The sequence below is a fragment of the Paenibacillus psychroresistens genome, from assembly GCF_009728935.1.
Taxonomy (GTDB): Bacteria; Bacillota; Bacilli; order Paenibacillales; family NBRC-103111; genus Paenibacillus_AC; species Paenibacillus_AC psychroresistens.
The window spans coordinates 2010996-2030889 of record NZ_CP034235.1 but is presented as its reverse complement, the minus strand read 5'-3'; the positions used below and the strand labels follow the sequence as shown (position 1 = coordinate 2030889).

The 19894-nt window shown below is 42.9% G+C and carries 11 protein-coding genes and 2 pseudogenes; 1 reads left to right on the top strand and 12 read right to left on the bottom strand.

Translation table 11 applies throughout. The features are described from left to right. Nucleotides 1-16: 16 nt before the first annotated feature. The 4 genes from EHS13_RS09200 to EHS13_RS09185 form a co-directional block, all read right to left on the bottom strand. A complete protein-coding gene (locus tag EHS13_RS09200; protein WP_162463023.1) occupies nt 17-871 on the bottom strand; it encodes a carbohydrate ABC transporter permease in 855 nt (284 codons plus the stop codon). After that, nucleotides 855-1643, bottom strand: coding sequence for a carbohydrate ABC transporter permease (locus EHS13_RS09195; protein ID WP_227013854.1), 789 nt, complete (start codon nt 1641-1643; stop codon nt 855-857). Before EHS13_RS09195 ends, EHS13_RS09200 begins: the two co-directional genes overlap by 17 nt. Nucleotides 1644-1766: 123 nt before the next feature. Beyond that, a complete protein-coding gene (locus EHS13_RS09190) occupies nt 1767-3062 on the bottom strand; it encodes an ABC transporter substrate-binding protein (RefSeq protein WP_155700050.1) in 1296 nt (431 codons plus the stop codon). A 184-nt stretch (nt 3063-3246) separates the two neighbouring features. Then, nucleotides 3247-4167: a 5'-3' exonuclease gene (locus EHS13_RS09185; RefSeq protein WP_155700049.1), complete on the bottom strand. Its 921-nt coding sequence runs from the start codon at nt 4165-4167 to the stop codon at nt 3247-3249. A 241-nt stretch (nt 4168-4408) separates the two neighbouring features. On the opposite strand from EHS13_RS09185, the pseudogene EHS13_RS37495 reads away from it, so the two are divergent. After that, nucleotides 4409-4504: pseudogene (locus EHS13_RS37495) on the top strand (HAD family hydrolase); the annotation flags it as partial. A 160-nt stretch (nt 4505-4664) separates the two neighbouring features. On the opposite strand, the gene EHS13_RS09180 reads toward EHS13_RS37495, so the two are convergent. From EHS13_RS09180 to EHS13_RS09140, 8 genes and pseudogenes are all read right to left on the bottom strand, one after another. Beyond that, complete coding sequence (locus EHS13_RS09180; RefSeq protein ID WP_155700048.1) at nt 4665-5702, bottom strand: SGNH/GDSL hydrolase family protein; 1038 nt, start codon at nt 5700-5702, stop codon at nt 4665-4667. A gap of 18 nt (nt 5703-5720) precedes the next feature. Beyond that, nucleotides 5721-10505 (bottom strand): golvesin C-terminal-like domain-containing protein, encoded by a 4785-nt coding sequence (locus EHS13_RS09175; RefSeq protein WP_155700047.1) that lies wholly within the window; start codon nt 10503-10505, stop codon nt 5721-5723. A 129-nt stretch (nt 10506-10634) separates the two neighbouring features. Next, nucleotides 10635-12140, bottom strand: a complete 1506-nt coding sequence (locus EHS13_RS09170) for an ABC transporter substrate-binding protein (RefSeq protein WP_162463022.1) — start codon at nt 12138-12140, stop codon at nt 10635-10637. A gap of 110 nt (nt 12141-12250) precedes the next feature. Further along, on the bottom strand, nt 12251-13144 hold the full coding sequence (locus tag EHS13_RS09165; RefSeq protein WP_319633423.1) for a carbohydrate ABC transporter permease: 894 nt from the start codon (nt 13142-13144) through the stop codon (nt 12251-12253). 86 nt (nt 13145-13230) lie between these two features. Next, entirely contained in the window at nt 13231-14205 is a 975-nt protein-coding gene (locus EHS13_RS09160; protein WP_227013853.1) for an ABC transporter permease, read from the bottom strand. A gap of 281 nt (nt 14206-14486) precedes the next feature. After that, on the bottom strand, nt 14487-16811 hold the full coding sequence (locus EHS13_RS09155) for a helix-turn-helix domain-containing protein (RefSeq protein ID WP_155700045.1): 2325 nt from the start codon (nt 16809-16811) through the stop codon (nt 14487-14489). Between the two features lie 169 nt (nt 16812-16980). Beyond that, nucleotides 16981-17820, bottom strand: a pseudogene (locus tag EHS13_RS37490) (amidohydrolase family protein). Between the two features lie 35 nt (nt 17821-17855). Next, nucleotides 17856-19877, bottom strand: a complete 2022-nt coding sequence (locus tag EHS13_RS09140; RefSeq protein WP_155700042.1) for a DUF8034 domain-containing protein — start codon at nt 19875-19877, stop codon at nt 17856-17858. Nucleotides 19878-19894 lie beyond the last annotated feature (17 nt).

Genomic DNA, 19894 nt, shown 5'->3' with positions numbered 1-19894 from the left:
AATGTAAACAGCTATTTTACTCCTTGCTTGAACCCAAGGTAATCCCAGAAAGAATATACCTTTGCATAAATAAAAACATCAGTATAGTTGGGATCATGATCATCATAATTCCTGCTGACATCAGATTCTGCTGGTTTACCCGATCTCCTGCAAAAGTCATTAACGAATTAATTACGGTATATAGCTTGGGACTCGAATTGTATAGATATTGGGTAAACAAATCGTTATAAATGCCAATCGACTTTAAGATGATTACGGTAGCGGTCGCTGGAGCCAGCATCGGGAAAATAATCGATCTAAAGATTCTAAGATAAGAAGCCCCATCTAGCATCGCGCTCTCATCCAAGGAGATTGATATTTTATCAATAAATTGCAGGTATATCCAGATTTGAATAATATCAGCGCCTAAATAAATTAGAATCGGCGCAGTCAAATGGCCTGTGAATCCAAACTGCTTTAATATCGGATAAATGGAAACCTGGAGCAGAACGCCGGGTATCATTACAGAGACAACGTAAATGGATTTGATTATATTCTTGAATAAGAAATCAAAGCGGCTAAGACAATAAGCGGTCATTGTCCCCAGGATCACACTTCCTATGGTCCCTGATGCAACAAGAATAAAACTGTTCATAAAGGAATGTAGAAATTTCCCTTGAATAAATGTTGTTTTATAATTTTCAAAGTTCAAAAAATTGGAAGGCATTTGAAAAACGGAAGTTCGGGTATACTCCGCATCTGTCTTAAAGGAAGTAAAAAAAACAACTAATAACGGTAAGATCACAATCCATGTCCACACAAGAACAGGAGTATACTTCAGAATATTGAAATAGATACTTCGATCAGAAATCTGATTACCTAAGTGTCGCATTATTCTCATAACCTCCATCCCCGATAACCAGCTTTCGCTGAATGGCAGTAATTATCAGAATTAAAACGAGAAGCACCACCGATAAGGCAGCGGCTAAGCCATAGTTGTTATATTTGAAAAAAGCGTCAATCGTATAAACGATAAAAGTACTGCTGGCATGGTCAGGACCTCCTTTTGTTAAAACCAATGCTTCAGAAAATGCATTCAACGAGCCACTAAGCGTTAAGAATAAATTCAGCTCGACAATTCTAATAATGCTCGGATAAGTAATAAAGCGAAAGCTTTGCCAAGCATTAGCCCCATCCACAGTAGCAGATTCATAAATTTCTTCCGATACAGATTGCAGCGCCGAGATATAAACGACCATTGTAAAACCGAGATATCTCCATAAAGAAATTCCAGCCAATGAAAAATTTACGATGTGAATATTACTTAGGAACCGGATCGGCGAGAGCCCAATATGGGTCAGCATCAGATTGATCGGACCATGCTCATAGTCAAAAATATAATTAAACATATAAGCAACCGCCACCGAGTTTAGGATAAACGGCAAAAATATAATCGCTTTAAAGAAATTTCCTCCTCTAAACTTCCTGGCAAGGAATACTGCAAAAAGCAATCCAAGCATATTCTGCAGGAGTCCGCCGAGCACATAATAAAGGTTATTTCTTAATGACAGCCAAGCTGTTGGATCTGTGAAAACATCCCTAAAGTTATCTATCCCTACAAAGTTATAACGAGGCAGTACACCGTCCCAATCGGTTAAACTCATAAAGATCAGTCTAAAAAAAGGGTAGATCAGAAACATAATTAATAAGGCTATAGGGATAAAAAGAAACCCGAAAATCAGTAGTTTTTTTTGTGTTTGATAGCTCATAAATAGCTTACCAACTTTCTATCTATCGGCTTTTGCTTTTTTCCACTTAGTATTAACATCAGTGAATATTTTATCGAAATCTTTCCCCGTTAGAACGGCTTGGGCAATATCCCGATAATCAAACTGCATTTTATTGGCAATTGTCTGATAAGCTGCTGAATCGGTCGCCCCAACTATCTGGATTGGCTTAAAGCTGTTAAATTCTTCAAAGTACGGATTTTCGACGCTTATACTCTTTCTGGCTGACATAAAACCACCTAACTTAACCAGTTCAGCATATTTCGTATCATTCAGAAAGTTGAAGAAGGCAAGTGCAGCTTCAGGGTTTTTCGATGTTTTGGAAATGGAAAACCCATTGTCCGGCGCTACAACAACATTCTTTCCGCCATTATTGTCGTATGGGAATGGGAAGAAACCAATATCCTCTTCCTTCAAAGCATCACCTACTGCTTGAGGTACAAACCAGTTACCTAGGAAGAACATGCCCACATTCCCAGAACGGAATTCTTTTTTCATTGGCTCCCAATCTGCAGAGAGTGGATCTTTTTCGAATATTTTTGCATCAGAGAGTTTTTTGAGAATGGCATAGGATTGCACCACTGGACTGTCTTTGGTAAATGGTTCATCCGTATCCGCAAGCTTGTTGGTAGCATTGGGGTCTCCACTCAGCTGCAACGGTACAGACTGCCAATAGTATTGCAACGGCCATTTGGCTTTTGCAGCGGAGGCAACCCCCACCTTGCCAGCAGCGTTGATCTTCTGTGCAGCGGCGATAAATTGATCTAACGTCGTTGGTACTTCAAGCGCTAATTCCTTGAATATTTTTTTATTATAAATCACACCGTAAGTATTGAGTCCCTCAGGCAATGCGTAGGTTTTGTTGTCTGTTCCTTTAAAATATTCGGTTCCGATAAAATCCTGAGTAATCGGCAGATCATCCAAAGGCAGCGCATATTGCATCATCTGTTCCTTGAAGCGATTATCAGGCTCAAAAACATCCGGCACATCGTTCGCAGAGAACTTAATTTTCAAACCATCCTGATAAGTATCCCCTACTGTTTCAACGTTGACTTTCACATCTGGATAGAGCTTATTGAATTCAGCAATATATTTTGGGAAAATATCATTTTGTCTATCTGTCCAATGACTATAGAATAAAATTTCCCCGGAAATTTTCTTTGCTGACGTATCTGTAGATTCAGCAGTAGATGGTGCAGTTGATATAGCTGATTTTGAATCCGAGCTTGAGCATCCTGCAAGAAGTGAGCCCGACAAAGCAATACAGCCTACTAAAGTTATAGCTTTTTTTAACATTTTGTTTTCCCCTTTCGACTCTCGCTGCTATGAGGCAAGCCCTTGATCACTTTAACATAATGTAAGTTTACCATCTCTTACTATTGATTTAGAATAAACTATCTTTGTTTTTCTAGGACTATCTTTAGGTATAGAAAAATCGCCCTTATGGACGATTTTTGATTTGCGTATGACTAACGAAACTCTAAAGTGCAAAAAGATCTTGGATAATCACTTTTGGTACTTTTGGTACGGATACTCCTAATAGCTTAACCAAAGAACCAAATTCCAGCTCTTCGAATTTACTAGTTGCTGTATCGTGGCTTAACTCCCAAATACACTCTATCAAACTGCATTCAATTGGCACATCGATTCGAATCCTCGCTAAATCCCTTGAAAGATGCAGCATTTCCAAATCGGCTTCAATTTTACCCTTAACACCCTTCGGCAGGAGGTGCAAATTCTCCAAGACTCCCTCTACCGATTGATAGTCAATAAGCAGCTTTAAAGCAGTTTTCTGGCCGATTCCTTTTACCCCTGGATAATTATCGCTTGTATCGCCCATAAAGCCTTTTATATCAATGACCTGTTGAGGGGATAATTGTTTCTCCACAAGCAGGCTTGCTATGTCATAAACGGCATAATTTAGTTTACCTGGTTTCATAATAACCACTTTGATCAGGTCGGTCACCAGCTGCAGCATATCGTGATCTCCCGTTAGAATATAAACCTCCGAATCTATACCGAGACGACTCGCAAGAGTGCCGATGCAGTCATCAGCTTCAAATCCAGCCAACCCAATATTGATTACACCTAAGGAGCTTACAACTTCTTTTACTAGATCAAACTGTGGAATTAGCTCTTCTGGAGCTTCCATGCGATTGGCTTTATATTGATCATACATCTCTGATCTGAAGGTTTTACTCCCCATATCCCAGCAGCAAATAACGTGGGTTGGCTTGAAGGTATCAATCGCATCAAAAAAATATTGAATAAAGCCATAGATTGCATTGGTAGGCGTTCCTGACTTGGTTTTTCTAATATAACCACCATATGAAGTTGCATAAAACGCACGAAATAATAGAGCCATTCCATCCACTATTAAAACCTTGTTATCATTTCCCATAATTAACTACACTCCAACATTTTTTTATAATTATACCATACAAATCTATGATCTATAACCTGTTCCAGCGAAACCTCAAAGATAGATCTTCAAAAGCATCCTTTAACCAAGTGAAGGATTTTGAGATACACTATTTTACCTATCCGTGTTGTTTCTATTGTTTGCATTGCATTTCCAGTCCGTCCGTCTCTCTCTAAAATCCTATCAATAACAACTGTTTAGGGATTTATTCAATATTTCGAATCAAAATATTCTGAACGCAGTAGGCTGCCACACAACGCTGAGAAAAAATGCTACACTTCTCGACAATGTGCTTTTTGTTGCTGATAAAATTGAGAGTGGTACGTAGAGGTTTTTTTTCGTTTATTTGGGCCGCAGCGGTTATAAACATTATAGAATAGGGTCCTAAACGACGTTTAGCATTCCAATGAACATTGTTTGTCATGTGTTATCCGGCAAGCAATGTTAAAAGGTATTATTGACTGGAACGATAGCGATTAATGAGGTACTTGTACCTCATTCAGCAACGGAAGGATAACTTTTGCCAAATTCTCTCCGATCTCGATCATTCCAAGGTTTCCAGGATGCAGCATGTCACTCGTCAGACCGCCGTGACGTGTTAGCAGATGCCTACCATCAACATAATATAGATTAGGTAACTTTGCTTGTTCTACAATATGGCGCAATGCTTCACGATATTGATTCGTAGTAGCACATAATTTGCGGCCTGGCCACACTTGTCCAAAATCGGCAAAGGACGGCAGCAGCCCTATACAAACGACCGGTTTATTCGGGTTTGCCGAAGCAACTGTATGAATCATATAATTCGCTCTCACTTGGAATATATCAACAGGAACCTCTTGGTTAAACATGTTAATAGAAATACAAAAGGTTGCAAAATCCCAATCCGTTCTAGCTGCAATATAATCAGCAAGCTCCGGCTCACAATGGGCCGATCCAGATGCACCCAGGTTAATTACATCTGCCCCAAGCCGCCACGCTGTTTGTTTAACATAAGAAAGGTCAGGGCTTGTTGCGGATTCCCCGTAGGTAATTGAAGTTCCATAAGCAAGATATTTCCGTTTGGGAATTTCATGTGGCAAGGGTGGACGAATCGAATCACCCACGATATCGATAAGGTGAAATTCGGCTCCATGCAAAACTAATCTCCAAACTGTTGGCAAAAAGGTGGAAGACGTACTGCTTAAATCAATTGCCGCTAAAAAATCGGGGAATGGCAATTTCAATTTCAGATCAGATGGCTCTTCAGAGATAGTGTACCGGCTCGCCTGAAAATCTCCGTAATAGAGCAAAGCTGTTCCGGTTCCACCATAACATGCTAAGGTAATATCAACTGAATTCCAGTCGCTAACAAACCGGATTTCCGAACAAGCCGCTCTTTTAAATTGGATTTGGGACTGTTCATGCAGCTGGATTTTTGTGGACTCAGGCAATCGTTGTAGCAGTACACCCGGTCTACTCGGTACTTCCACCAATTCTGAGACGTTTAGCAATTCTGTTTGTTTGTAAATCATCTATGCACCCTCTGTCTTTTATTGGGTCACTGTTACATTCATAGTTTCACTGGACACAGTTCCTGCATAATTAACGAGTTCGCCCCGATACTCATAAACGCCTGGCGTTTTATTATGGATTATTGTCACTGTAGACTGCGCCTGCGGGGTTTGGTCGGTAAGCGCCTGTGAATCTATCAGAACCCCATTCTCATATAAACGATACGTTGTCCCGTTGGTGCCCCACCACAAGTTCATGCTGACTTTGAAGCTCCCGTCTCCATCCCAATTGTCATTGGAGAGTACCAGTTTGGCCGGCGTCGCTTGTGTGACATTCACAGTCAGAACATCGCTTCTCGTTGTGCCGAATGCATTCGTCAGTTCCCCATAATAACGGTAGGTCCCATTCTTCTTGTAGGTAACGGATATAATAGTGGACTCTGCATTCGGTGAATTATCCGTGAGAATTTGGGTATCTATTAGCTTATCATTTTCAAACAGCTTATAAAGCTTGCCGTTATTTCCCCACCACATATCCATTTTCACTTTATAATTACCGTCAAGAATGCCCGTATCATACCCATTATCATCTGATAGAACGGGCTTTCCCGGTGCTCCGGTACTTTTGTTAGTTATGTTGCTTACAGTAGCCGTCGCACTGCCCAGATTACCCGCCGCATCGACAAAATCGAAGGTGAAGCTGCCGTTAAATAAGAATGTATAACTGTTTGCACCTCCGTTGTTCGTAATCGTTACAGGTTCACTTGGCGTGATGGTGGCGGTCACACTATCGCTCGTCGTCGCTGTACTGCTGAATGCTACGGAAGCGGTCGGTGAAGTTTTATCCGATGTCGCTGAAATAAAATTAATGCTGTATTGCATAGCGTTCCTTCGATTTTGTGGAAGCACGGTGAGTATCGCCTTACCAGGAATTCCTGTCGCAGCTGAGATATGCAGCAAGCCATAAAGAGAATCTGCAACCGTTGCGGTTATAGGCGAAAAGGCAGAATCAGCAGGTAAAGCAACATCATAGGTGGTTTGATCTGGCGTGAACGCTTCCAGTTTCTCTCCATCGATAGAAAGGTCCTTCAAGTAAGCATTATCTCTTTCCTTCTCGGGATAAGTGATCTTGAAGTCATCAAAATAATATTTACCTATATAGAGATCATCCGCCAGACTGCTATTTCTTGTAGCAATACCGATTTGATCCAATTGCAAATAATCCGGCACATCAAAGTCAGGAAGACTGAGCAGATTGCCTTGGGTAATTACTGGCAGGCCGTCGATATAAAAGTCATATTTTCGAGTTTGAAAATTCAGATTCGCTTTGATCTCATACCAGGTATCGCTCGCATAAGGCGTACGATACTGTCCATTATTAATGTCCAGGTACCCATCTGGCATAAAGGAAATCTTCAGTGGATCGGTGTAAAGGCCCGTTCGGAAAAACACCTTCATCAGTGTATTCGTTTTCTCTAGTCGAACGCGGAAGCTCACGTTCATACTCAGCTCAGCTGGAAGAAACGGTCGCTTAACTACCATAGAGCCAGTTGCTGTATCATCATTTAATTCGGCTACACGATTCGTTGGGTTATCTGGATCAGCAACCACCGTATACTTCGCTGTTGTGGTTCCCGCAGCATTGACATAAGGAGGTTGTGTGCCAATTGTCACTCCGTTGTAATCATCAGCTACCGCCGTATGAATGGTACCGCTAGATACTCTTGCCGTGTGAAAGCTGTCAATTGCCTCTGTCAAATCTTCTAATGATCCGTCATAGGGACCACTGCTGTTCAGCTGCAGCTCAGCTGCGTCAATCGCGTCCACAAGACCTGCCTTCGCTCCGCCTGCATATTGTCCGCCTTCCGTCCCTTCCACTGCATAATAATGAAGGGCTTCAGCCAGCGCGATCTGATGCTCAAGCTTATCTTTAGCCAATAATGTATTAAAGATCTGGCTGCCGCCTACATTCCATTGTGTACCATAAGATGCGACTAACGGCTCAGCTTCTACTTTCCAATAATAGGTTTGACCGTATTCTAGCCCCTCAATAATCGCATAGGGCAGAGTTGTCACCGAGTCTTTTACGATTTGCAGAAACTCTGCATCTTTAGCGACAACAATTCGGAATTGCTTGGACCCCACTGCTGGATCCCAACTAAGCTTTAATCCATTCGGATCAGCATCATTCTCAGCTGGGTAGAGCGTAACTCCACCGAACATTTGGACATTCTTTGGGGGAATGGTTGGTCTAACTGAGTCCGTGTATAAGCCTATTTGATCGAAAAGAATCGGTTCAAAATCGGGCAGCTGGTCAAAGACAACGGAATCCTCCTTCAAGCCATAATTATCTGCTGATGGATTGATAAACCCTGGATCTATTGCCGTTGAATAATTGGGAGCGAATACGCCGCTAGGCAGGGCATAGTCATGAACGTAGATGGCTGCTCCATTCACGATCACATTATTCATGGCTTTAACATATTTGGGCTTCTCGACTTCATCCTGCAAAATATTGGCCAAATGAGGATACTTGGCATAAACAGGTCCGGCATATGGAACGGTCATCAGCTTGTATACCAGTGAAAGTGGATCATTAGGATCATAGGACTTGGCAAAACCGTGATTCTGGACGAAAATCGAGCTTTGATTAGTGTTGATGAGCAAATTGTTCTTCATAATATTATCTCTGCCGCCATTACTGAAAATACCATGCGTCACATTGCGAATCACATTTCCAATGACGTTAACACCACTGTACCCGCCATCCAGATAGATCCCCCATACACCACTCGGTCCGGGAATGCCTGTTACATCATGAATATAGTTGTAGCTGACCTCAGTTCCTCGCCCAGCTAGATCGAGGAAGCTATAAATCGCTCCTGCATCCTCAACCTCTCGATTCACGGCAAATATTTCATTGTATGAGACCAAATGATCATTCCCGTCAAAAATAATACCTTGGTGCGGTCCATCATAAATTCGGTTATGAGTGACTTCATTGCCAACTCCCCTTACTTGAACTCCACTTTTATTCGTTTTGGCAATGCGGCCAAATTCATAAATAACATTGTTATCTATGCGATGATTTGCAGGTTCAAGTGTCTGTTTATTGCCAGCATCGAGATAGATCCCATTGGAGCCCGTATTATGCACATCACTTCCTAATACAGAATGATGTGTACCTCCGGTTATATTAATCCCATCCAGACCAAAATTACGGACGGTCAAGCCTTCGAAATGATCTTCTACTCCACCATTGACCATAATACCGTTGCTGCGACTATTTTCGAAGGTGATCCCCTTGAAAGTAAGGTGCGATGCCTCCGATAGCATCATTAGCGGCTTATTGAACAATGACATCTGGATGTCTGCTCCTGTCATAGCTGCGGGTGGAAGCATGTACAGCTTGCCATCTGATCTATCGAGATACCACTCTCCAGGCTGATCAGTTTCTTCTAGCACGTTATAAGCATAGTAACGCTGACCTTTCTTTACCGCATAATAGCTTGGCTTCTTGGTCTTGATCGTGCCTTTAGTAGCATCAATGGAATCCAAAGGCACAAAAGTAATGTCCCAATCGTACATCCAATAGCCTGCTAACCAAATATCATTAGACTTCGTCCAGCGCAACGGATTGCCAGAAGTATATTCAAACGTAAAGCCTCTTGGTGTATTCCCATCATCATAACGAGTTCCCGGATCCTCAACATTGCCAGTTAAGGCGTAGCTGGCATTAGGCCAGCGGGATAACGTCATCGGGCTTCCATTAAAGAACAGCTCAGGCGGTACCTTTTGATTCAAAGGCGCAAGCACGTCATAATTCGTGATGCCTAATTGAGCCAGATCAGCTACAAGCACATCAGCTCTCGATTCCAGCGGTAACGCATCCAGTATATCCGGATTCGTAACAGCTGCGAATTGGCTTGAGGGAATCGAATACCCTCCAGTAAATTGGACAGCTTCACCTGCGTAAGCCTGATAAGTTACTGGAGAATCAGAAGTACCCGAATCCCAGTAGTTAAACTCTAGCGTGTCTAATACACGATAAGTTCCCCCGCGGAAATAAATCTGAACGCCACCTGTTGGCAAAACGCCATCATTCGTTTGCTTAACCGTCCGTATGACATCGCGAGCTTCGTTTATAGTGAGAAGCGGCTCCAGCAGTGTACCTGGATTGGCATCATTCCCATTGGGAGATACATATAGCGATTGCGTATAAACCACATTTGTAACCGCTTGCATATTGCTCGATCCATGCTCCTGGCTAATAGCCTCATTAGACGGTTCAAATTTAACCGCGCTCGTTCTCAGGAATCCCCCGGAGCCTGATAGCTTGACCAGATTGCTCGTTCCTGCAGAGAATCTGAATACACCCACAGCCTCCCACCCTGCTACCCCCATTGTCTGATTCATAGTGATTGGGGTCATTCCATTTTGATGGAAAACCGAGATCTTAGCATTCGTTGAAGAGCTCGTATGAACAGGCTTCCAGATGTACACTTTATATTTGCCTTCCTCCAGATTAGGCCGCCATGTGGCATAGACGGAGGAACCAACACCATAGCGAGTAAAGGTGTTATTATACGAAGGCACTGCCGTTACATTGGTGCTTGTATACCAACTGTTGCTTGTTCCTTGTGGATACTCATAATAGCCAGTTGCGTTTGGGCTCGCATTCGGATTTAAACTGGCATCCATAATCACCGTTGGTCGAAGATCCTCAGCGGCTGCTGCAATTCCTGCACCCGGAACGGCAGGCAGCACCGACAAACAAATGCTGATCACAAGAAAAAGACTGATTTTTCGAAACCAGACAGACATTATTATTCCTCCTTAGAATTTTGCTTTAACAAAGCTAGTATTTATAGCATAGACTCATTGGGGTCTACCGCAGGCAATAGTAATACACTGCAGCAAACCCCTCTGACGTTTCTCCTTGATTTTGATTGACTACTTTTTGCCCTTTTCCTGCAGCCAAGCATCCAACTGACGTTGTACCTCGGCAATCAATTGCTCGGAACCTGACTTTTGCACCTTATCGATATACTGCTGAAGATAGACGTTCGGATCGACGGAGCCTGAATCGAGCGCTTTAGTGAATTCGTCCTCTACGGCTTTCCGGTTAGCCATCCACGTTTTGATCGGCTCGGGATCAATTTTGAAGCCTTGCAGTTCTTTCATTTCGGCGGCATCGTTCATCTTCTTCGTTGCTTCCCAAGTATCTGCCGGCTGTCCTTCTACTAGAAAGCCATTCGTTACATTACCGAATATCCATGCTGCATTAGGAGCGTAGCCGGCATCGTTATTGACTTTAACCGTTTGATCGTTAATTTTCGTATAATGCTTGCCTTCAACACCGAAGGAAAGCAGATTAAACAGCTTGGAATCCGAATTAACCAGCTCCAGCAGCATCATGGCTCTTTCCGGATTCTTTGATGTTCTGCTGATGGCTGTGAGGGTGGAAGAGAAGCCACTGAATTGAGATTTAGTGATAGGTACAGCTACCACGTCAAAGCCTCCGTTATTCTTCTTCTCGCTTTGCTCCCCGCCTGGACTGATCGTTACACCATCAAGTACAACAAGCTTTCCATTAACACGTAGATCTAGTCCGTTCTTAATTGAGGCTTCATCTTTGTTAATGTATCCTTTTTCAAACCAGTCCCTCTTCATCTCAACAAATTGTTTGTATTCAGATGTCGTCGCCTTATCTACCAGCTTGAATGTCTTATCGCTTGGTCGATATACCAGATAATCATTCACCTGTTCCAATCCATAACCATTCGCGATAAATGTGCCTGAGTATGGGATTGCATCAGGCTCGCTTTTCTTAAGCAGCTCAAGAAATGGCTCCACATCCTTAGTGGATTTAATCGTGGACAAATCCAGCTTATATTTATCAATAAAACGCTTCTGAATCACCATCCCGCGCTGACTGGATGCAATTTGGTAATTCGGTGCCGCGAAAAGCTTGCCATTTACCTTTAAATCTTCCCAGTATTCAGGCTTGATGCTTTCTTTCAGCTTAGGTGCATATTTATCCAGCAATGGCTGCATATCGAGGAATGCTCCCTTGGCAGCATTCTGCTCGTAATTAAATTTCCAGTTCGAGGTCCAGATTAAATCAAATGCCTCTCCACCAGCCACTACTGCATTAAGCTTCTGATCATAGTTTCCGAAATCAACCGGCTTGAGTTTAAGCTTTGTATTCAGCTTGGTATTGTCTTTCAGATACTGATTCACAGCATCCTCGACTGTTTGTACATCGGATTGTGCTTTGGATTGGCCATAATACCATACCAGCTCAACCTCAGGCAGCGCTTCTGCCGCCTCTGATGAGACGCTGTTACTTGGCTTTGTTGTACTTTCTGTTGTTTTATCTGCACCGCATGCACTTAACAACAACGTGAAGCTAATTGCCAAAATGGCCTTATTCATATAACCGAATTTACTTTTCAATGGAACATCCCCCTCAAATGGTTTAAAACTTTGCTAAATCATCCCTACATGCTTTTTTAAAGATATACTACATCCAACCACCTCCTTTCTCTTTCTGCGCTAAGTGTCCACTATCCTTTTAATGAGCCTACGGTAATTCCCTTAACAAAGTATTTCTGAAAGAACGGAAACACGAGCAGCATAGGTCCTGTCGCCACAATCGCCATTGCCATCCTTGCTGAGATCTTCGGTAAATCCTTCAAATCCAAGCCCAAACCGATAACAAAATCAGCATTGTTCGATAAGAAATCAACGGAATTCATCATTCTCACAAGTAAAAGCTGCAGCGGCACCAAGCTTTCCTTATCGATATATAGTAGCGCTGGGAACCAGGAGTTCCAATAGTTAAAGGCAATAAATAAGCCAAGTGTAGCTAGTGCGGGCTTCGATAACGGCATAATAATCTGCCAAAAAATCCGCCACTCTCTGCTCCCGTCTACCTTCGCGGATTCCACAATTTCCATCGGAATTTTATCAAGGAAGCCTTTCATCACCATAATATTAAAAGGACTAAGTAAGCCCGGCAGCACCATGGCCCAGATGGTATCCTTCACATGGAGATAATGTGTCATCAGGATATAAGTAGGAACAAGTCCACCATTAAACAACATCGTGAAGAAGACAAGAAATGTCGTAATTCGGTTATACGCATAATCACGGCGTGAAATCCCATAGGCTGTCATCGCTGTGAGCAGCAGACCCAGAATCGTTCCCATCATCGTCATCAAAATCGTAACCCCATAAGCCCGCAGCACCAAAATAGGCGATTCGAAAATATAAGTGTACGCAAGCAAGCTGAAATTCTGCGGCAGCAGCTGATAGCCGTTTGCTATCAGAGCCTTATCGTCGGAAAGAGAGATAGAGATAACGAGAATGAACGGTATCAGCATCAAGGCCGTCACGACTATAAAAAAGAGATGTATAAGACCCGTTGAATGGCTATCTGTTTGTTTCTTGTAAGACACAATAACTATCCTCCCCTAGAGCTTTGCTATAGCAAAGCTGACATCGTAAGCATACTCTGAGCTTCTTCGTAAGCATCTGCTTCGTTCTACCACAACGCATGATCTGGATTCATTTTCTTTACAATATAGTTAGCCGTCAGCACAAGAATAAGTCCGACTACCGATTGGTACAAGCCCACTGCTGCAGCCATTCCAATATCACCAATATCGCGAAGTGCCCGATACACATAGGTATCGATAATATCCGTCGTTGCATAGGTCATGCCAGAGTTGTTGGGAATAAAGTAATGCAGCCCGAAATCTCCGTTGAATATACCTCCAATTGCGAGAATCAATAGGATCACAATCAATGGTGAAATCATCGGTAATGTGATATGCCTAGCTAGTTGAACCCGTGTAGCCCCATCCATTCTTGCTGCCTCGTAGTATTCCGGATGAATGCCGATAATGCCTGCGTAATAAATCAGCGCAGCAAAGCCGATCCTTTTCCATAGTGCAACCACATTTAATATGACTGGCCAAGGCTCCTTCTCCATATACCAGCTATGAGGGTCTACACCAAACCAAGATAGAAATTGATTTAAAAACCCGTTCTGCTGATCGAGGAAAGCAAGCGTAATGTAACTAATCACAACCCATGAAAGAAAATGTGGCAGGAACAGCGCGGTCTGATACCATCTTAAATATTTTTTCTTTAATTCATTCATCAGAATGGCCAGCAGCAGTGCCATCGAAGTCGAGAGCAAAATATAGCCCAATTCATATAAAATCGTATTACGCGTTACCCGAAATGCATCCTCCGAGTTGAAGAAAAACTTAAAGTTTTGCAGCCCCACCCACGCGCTGCCCAGAATACCAAGGTCAAACCGATAATTTTTGAAGGCTAGAACCAATCCGAGCATTGGCAAATAAGCAAAGATCAGCATGTACAGCAGCCCGGGAACGGTAAGCGAAAAAATTTCTCCATTTTTCCGAATTATACTTATTAATGATTTCTTCCTTAACATCGCAGTAGGCTTCGTATTGTCATGTTCCAACAGAGACTGCGATTGATCATCCATATGCTTCGTCCTCCTACTCTCTCTTATTCGGAAGTTAATCTCGCTACTCCCCTATCTGTCTTGCTCTTATCTTGCCATTATTAGCCCGCTGTCCGAAACTGTACGATGTGGATTTCCCTACGTTTTAGCAGTGTACAATGTTGATATTCAGCTAAAATGTGGATATTTCGGGGGGATGACATCTCCGAATCCATTGGCTGCTTGATGCAGCAAAGACCTGGGGCTCTGCCCCAGGTCTTTGCTTTCCTAAATATGAACCGTCCATCAAGGACGAAGTGTAATTATTGCGTGTAAATCATCTTCTTCAATCGGTATTCTTTGGGTGTAGTGCCGAATTTTTTCTTAAATAGCCGGAAGAAGTAGCTTTGGTTGCCGTAGCCAACCTTTTGCATAATCAAATGAATGCTGTAATCTTTGTTTTCCAGTAAATGAATAGCATGACTTAACCTTATTTCATGAATATAGTCAGCGACTGATAAGGATTCACTCTTCTTGAAGATACGCCCGATGTATTCAGGAGACATTTTCAGAATGGAGCTAATACCTTGAAGGCTCACATTCTCATCCATATACGACTCTTCCACCATATGCTTTATGGTATCAATCAGCGTGTCATGCCGATTAACCTCCACTATCTGAGGCGCCGTAATCTCATTAAGGATATCCAACAGCAGCAGGAGCATTTCATCTAAAGTTTCCTTTTTAAATATAAGCTGGTTGATCGAATGAAGGTCTGCTGAAACTGGAATGAGCCGGTTATAATTCATTTCCCGCAGTGTATTCTTCAAGAGTACTACGGTATGCAGCACGGAATAAATAATCTGATCATATTGAAATCTAGTGAAATATTGGAACAAGCTTCGTAAGCTTTCTTCAGCCTTATCTGCCTCTCCCAGCCGAATGGCCTCAACCAATCCGCGCTCTAGCTCGTATGGTATCTGGGTATCCTCGTTGTTTATATGAGTCCGCATCATCTCAGCTAGAATCAAGCATCCTTTTCCGTAGACGATTCGATACATCATAACCTGCAAAACTAGATTATACTGGGCTGTCGTTTCTGTGTGGCTTATGAAGGGATCACTTATGGATGCAGAAATAGATATTTTATAATATTCCTCCACCGTTTTCTGAACATCCTTGATCAAGGCTTTTAACAGCTCTGCATGATGTTCAGGTAAACTAATTACCAGAATGAGGCTGCCATTCCTCATGTCTACTGCTTCACACGGATAACGGCTGGACACAATCTCTTCGGCAATATTGGAAACGGCAAACTCATATACTTGCTTCTCCTTGGGTGTATAGTGCTGATAGCTTTCCCCATCAATTTGGATCGCACACAGGATCAGACTGCCGCTTATATCGATTTTAAGCGGATATTCGCTGATCGCTTCTCTAAGCTCCTCTTCGCGAATCGAGAGACTATCCGAAATCAGCTTGCGAAGAAATCCGAACTTAATCATATCTTGCTTCTGATGCCGCTCGGTCATCGCTTGATTAAGGTGGTCAACAACTCGCCGATACTCATCCGAAATAAAGGTCAATTCATCGCGTTTATCCCGATCGGGTGGTTGACCGAAGGTATGGCGCTTCATAACACGCAGTGTATCCTCAATCGGCTTATACAGCTTTCGTGATATCATAAACGAAGCCACAATAGAGAGTACAATGAACAACAACGTCAGCAGAATAGTCGTTTGTCTTAGCTTAGTAAGCTTGCCAAACATTTCCTTATACGATCCTACACTGACAGCAAACCAATCCTTAAGATTAGTTTGTATAACGGTCGCCATATATTTCTTATTGCCAATAACAAGTGTCTGATACTGCAACGAAGCAGCATCTTCACTTCCGAGAAGCGAGACCCGACTTCGAAGCTCCTGCATCTCGTCTTCAGCCAGTAGATCAGATGGATACATCTTTCCCTGGCGATCCATCATAAAAATATGTTCGTTTGGCTTGGCTGATAGCAGGTTAATATAATTCAGATTATCGAGCAGCCATTCTGCTTTTACATTAATAATCAGTGCGCTTTCGCCTATATGGTAATAATCGAGAGAATCGAACATAAAAAAAGAAAAGATATCTTTTTGTTTTCCATTCTCTACAATCTGCATCGGGGTTAGCTGCATCTTCCTGATGCTGCCATCACTTTTCAGATAATCCAAAAAATGATCTTTAATGCCGCTATTATCGCCTCCCAAATAGATGCCTCCGGCATACAATTGATCGGCTCCTCCATTATATACAAGGATCGAATGTAAATAAGATGTAGAGCTGACCATAGAATCAAGCTTCCATTGTGTCTTTAGAATATCGAATCTTTCATTATACTTCTGAAATAATAGCGGGATTACAGTATTATCATTATAGACTTGATTGGTTAGGTCTCTAACCATTCCGTCCATCGATTTAATGTTGAACTGGATTTGCGAGAGCATCTTCATGCTTGATTCCTGTTGAAGAGCCACGACCGTTTTTTCCGAATTTGTAAGCAGCACAAAAGAAGAGACGATTAAGAAAAAGAAGGTCACCAGCAGAACGGAAAGCAGAATTCTCTGGAAGTATGTTTTGGTTTTATAAATTCTGTCGATCCCAATCTTCATTTATTGCAGCCTCCCCCCATCCTATTATGCCGATTATTCCAACCTTTGGCTACTGTACGATCTGGACTTCCCTGCAAATTCTAGTGTATGGATTAGACAAAATCAAAAGCCCCATGTGTAATTTACATGGGAACTTCCATTAAACAGGCTATGTGGTGATGCTACTCAATTAGGTAACGTTTGGTATTCTGTAAAACTGTTGAGCATTGGAACCAAAAAGGTTGTTTAATTGTATTTCGGTAATCTGGGGCAGAGCTTCTATGAGTGAAGATATCGTTTCCTCATAGCTGCAGGCAAGCAGACATACGGGCCAATCGCTACCATACATCACCCGCTCCACTCCGAAGCAACTCATAACATGCTGGACGTAAGGCTTCATGCTCGTAACAAAATCCTGCTCTTTGTTTATTCGTGTTACCATCCCAGAAAGCTTGCAATAGGTTTGATCAAATTTAGAAAGGCGTTCCAAATCGCTGTGCCAAGGCTCTAATACTCCTTCTGAGATATAGGGATTTCCTAAATGATCGAGCACCACTCATAAATGCGGTATTTGCTCCAAGACCTCTATCATCTCAGCTAAATGCTCGGGTACAATAAGTAAATCCAGCGGGACATTAAGCTTAGCCATGAGCATAAGCGATTGCATGACTTTTTGATTCACAGTTAACCCCTTAGGTCCGCCTATTTTTAGATTGGGTCGCAAGCCTAGAAAGTATGGATGAAGCATGAGACCTCGAAGCTGCTTCTCAAACTGCTCACTTTCCAAATCCAACCAACCGACAACCCCAGCTAGGGAAGCCTCTTGATGACAAAGCTCCAAAAGAAACTCTGTTTCTTCAATCGTTGGTGCAGCCTGAACAACTATCGATTTAGTTATACCCTGCTGCTGCAGCAAGGGGGCCAATTGACTTGGTAAATAATCCTTATACAACAAGCCTGCTTCTGGTGTAAGCCATCCATAATCACCTCGAGCAAGCTGCCAATAATGCTGATGGGCATCGATTCTCATTCTTAACCCCTCCTCTTTGCCGATAAAATTAAAAATCAGTGGAGCTCCGCCCATGGCTCATCGTAAGATGGGTCATTCGCAAAACGCCGAGTTGCCAAATCAAGCGTCGAGTGACAGCCTGGCTCTAGCTCCACGAGCAGCCATTTGCCATCAATTTGCTGGGTTTGAATGCTGACAGCAGGCTGTTGGAACCCGGATGGCAGCTTCTCCATTGTAGTGGAACCGCCTAGCTCCAGAGAATCCTTTTCATTCGCTGCACCTCTAACCGTATATTGCACACACGTAAACTGATGCTCACCAAAAGCTCCAGCTTGCAATATCACTCTTCGGGATTTCGTCGGATGAAGATTAACGAGACGTACAACCGTCCTTTCGTTTTCCAGCTCTTCCACAAGAGAAGCTACATCAGGCGGAAGTCCCGGACGCTTATTATCCGCATCATAATATCGCAAACGTGCCATAAGATGGCCTCCGTTGTATAGCGGTGAAGGTGCACCAAGTGTTAATTGAAGTAAGCCTTCCAGGGTAATTGGATTCCTTATTTGCAGATAATCGTCCTTGTATTGGGCTGGATTTTCTGTATCCGTCTTCATGAAATCAAGCCGGTGGTATACCTGGGACAAATTGAACTTAAGGATTTCAGTCGGATAGGACGGATAATTCCCTTCAAGATAAGAGACCCACGCATATTCGTGACCTCCTTGATCTTTCGCTCTCAAATAGCGGATTTGCTCCCAATCCGGGTCTGCATAGTTGCGAAGTTTCTTAAGGAGGGATTTGTCCGAATTCTCCATAGACATGTACCACAGATGAGTGGGATAACAGGCTTCCATGGGTTGAAATTCAAACCAGCCTTCCTTCCTCAACACATTCTTATTCTCCTTCTTAAAGGCAGCTGCCCGCGAGTTGTCTTCGTACAACACATTCTCAAACTGCATTTCGTAACCATACCAGCCATCATCTCCATACTTATAAGGTACGAACCGAGTCCCCTCCGACTCTACTGCAAGCGCATCTAACGCTACGATCTGGGAGCGAAGGAATTCCATGTAATCCGTATTGCGCTCCAATAAAAGTGCGTTCTCTGCAGCTACGGATACTCCCTGCCCGATGCTTAACCAGCCGTGTGGCCATGTCCACCCATACCAGCCTCCATACCATTTACCGCCGTTATGCTCACCGACAATCCCATTGAGCCCGATATTATCAGGAACAATGCCGTTGTTCTCCTGTGTTCGCTTGATCCAAGCGTCCACGTACGCTTTCAGCCATACCTTGTATTTAGAATCGCCCGTATGCAAATAGGCATTCACTACCATACTTGTAGCCAGCAGATTCAATGGCACATCTCCTCGTGACATCCGTTCTACGATAGCTTCACCCATACGGCGGGCATTCTCATCATCTTTGAGATCCTCTAGCTTGCTGACTCCTTCAATATCCTGGAAATGAAGCCCGTAATATTTCATCCAATCCGAATAGCTCCACCTGACGAAGTGTTGTTTAAAATTTCGGTCTGTTGCCCCTTTGCTTCCAGAGTGCGGATACGGAATGATGTTATGCTCTTTGTCAAAGTTAATGGCTTCTGGATCCTCGTTGAGAAAAAAACCTGCATATCGAATCGCTCTATTTTTGTTCACTTCGTGACTTGGATCCATTAAAGCCATGTGATAGAAGAACGTATAGCCTTCACCTTGATGAAACCAGTCATAGCCTTGCTCATATTCCTTCTCGACCATTTTGTGGCCAGTGCCGGAGTCGTAGCTGGCAAACTGCTTGGTTATAGCATCGAATTCCTTCAGGGACAGCTCACGGAATTTCTCATGTCCCCCAATGACATAGAACAATGGCCAGTTAAAAAAGCTCTCATACGTATCGTCCAGCGCATCAATTCCAGTGTGGTTATCCGTAGTAGGCCATTTAATCCTTCCGTCTGGATGTATATATCTTTCGACAAGAGGATCAACCGCCTCGTTCATAAGATCAATAAGCTGACGCTCCAATAACGCCCACTCAGGAGGATCAAAAAATGGCAAATCCACTTTAATCTGCTTCATTCAGGCTTCCCCCTTGA

What these genes read in the sequence shown, in the direction of transcription:
- EHS13_RS09190 (WP_155700050.1), bottom strand. Translation starts at nt 3,062, where the DNA reads ATGTTAAAAAAAGCTATAACTTTAGTAGGCTGTATTGCTTTGTCGGGC.
- EHS13_RS09180 (WP_155700048.1), bottom strand. Translation starts at nt 5,702, where the DNA reads ATGATTTACAAACAAACAGAATTGCTAAACGTCTCAGAATTGGTGGAA.
- EHS13_RS09200 (WP_162463023.1), bottom strand. Translation starts at nt 871, where the DNA reads ATGCGACACTTAGGTAATCAGATTTCTGATCGAAGTATCTATTTCAAT.
- EHS13_RS09175 (WP_155700047.1), bottom strand. Translation starts at nt 10,505, where the DNA reads ATGTCTGTCTGGTTTCGAAAAATCAGTCTTTTTCTTGTGATCAGCATT.
- EHS13_RS09185 (WP_155700049.1), bottom strand. Translation starts at nt 4,167, where the DNA reads ATGGGAAATGATAACAAGGTTTTAATAGTGGATGGAATGGCTCTATTA.
- EHS13_RS09155 (WP_155700045.1), bottom strand. Translation starts at nt 16,811, where the DNA reads ATGAAGATTGGGATCGACAGAATTTATAAAACCAAAACATACTTCCAG.
- EHS13_RS09160 (WP_227013853.1), bottom strand. Translation starts at nt 14,205, where the DNA reads ATGGATGATCAATCGCAGTCTCTGTTGGAACATGACAATACGAAGCCT.
- EHS13_RS09195 (WP_227013854.1), bottom strand. Translation starts at nt 1,643, where the DNA reads ATGAGTTTAACCGATTGGGACGGTGTACTGCCTCGTTATAACTTTGTA.
- EHS13_RS09140 (WP_155700042.1), bottom strand. Translation starts at nt 19,877, where the DNA reads ATGAAGCAGATTAAAGTGGATTTGCCATTTTTTGATCCTCCTGAGTGG.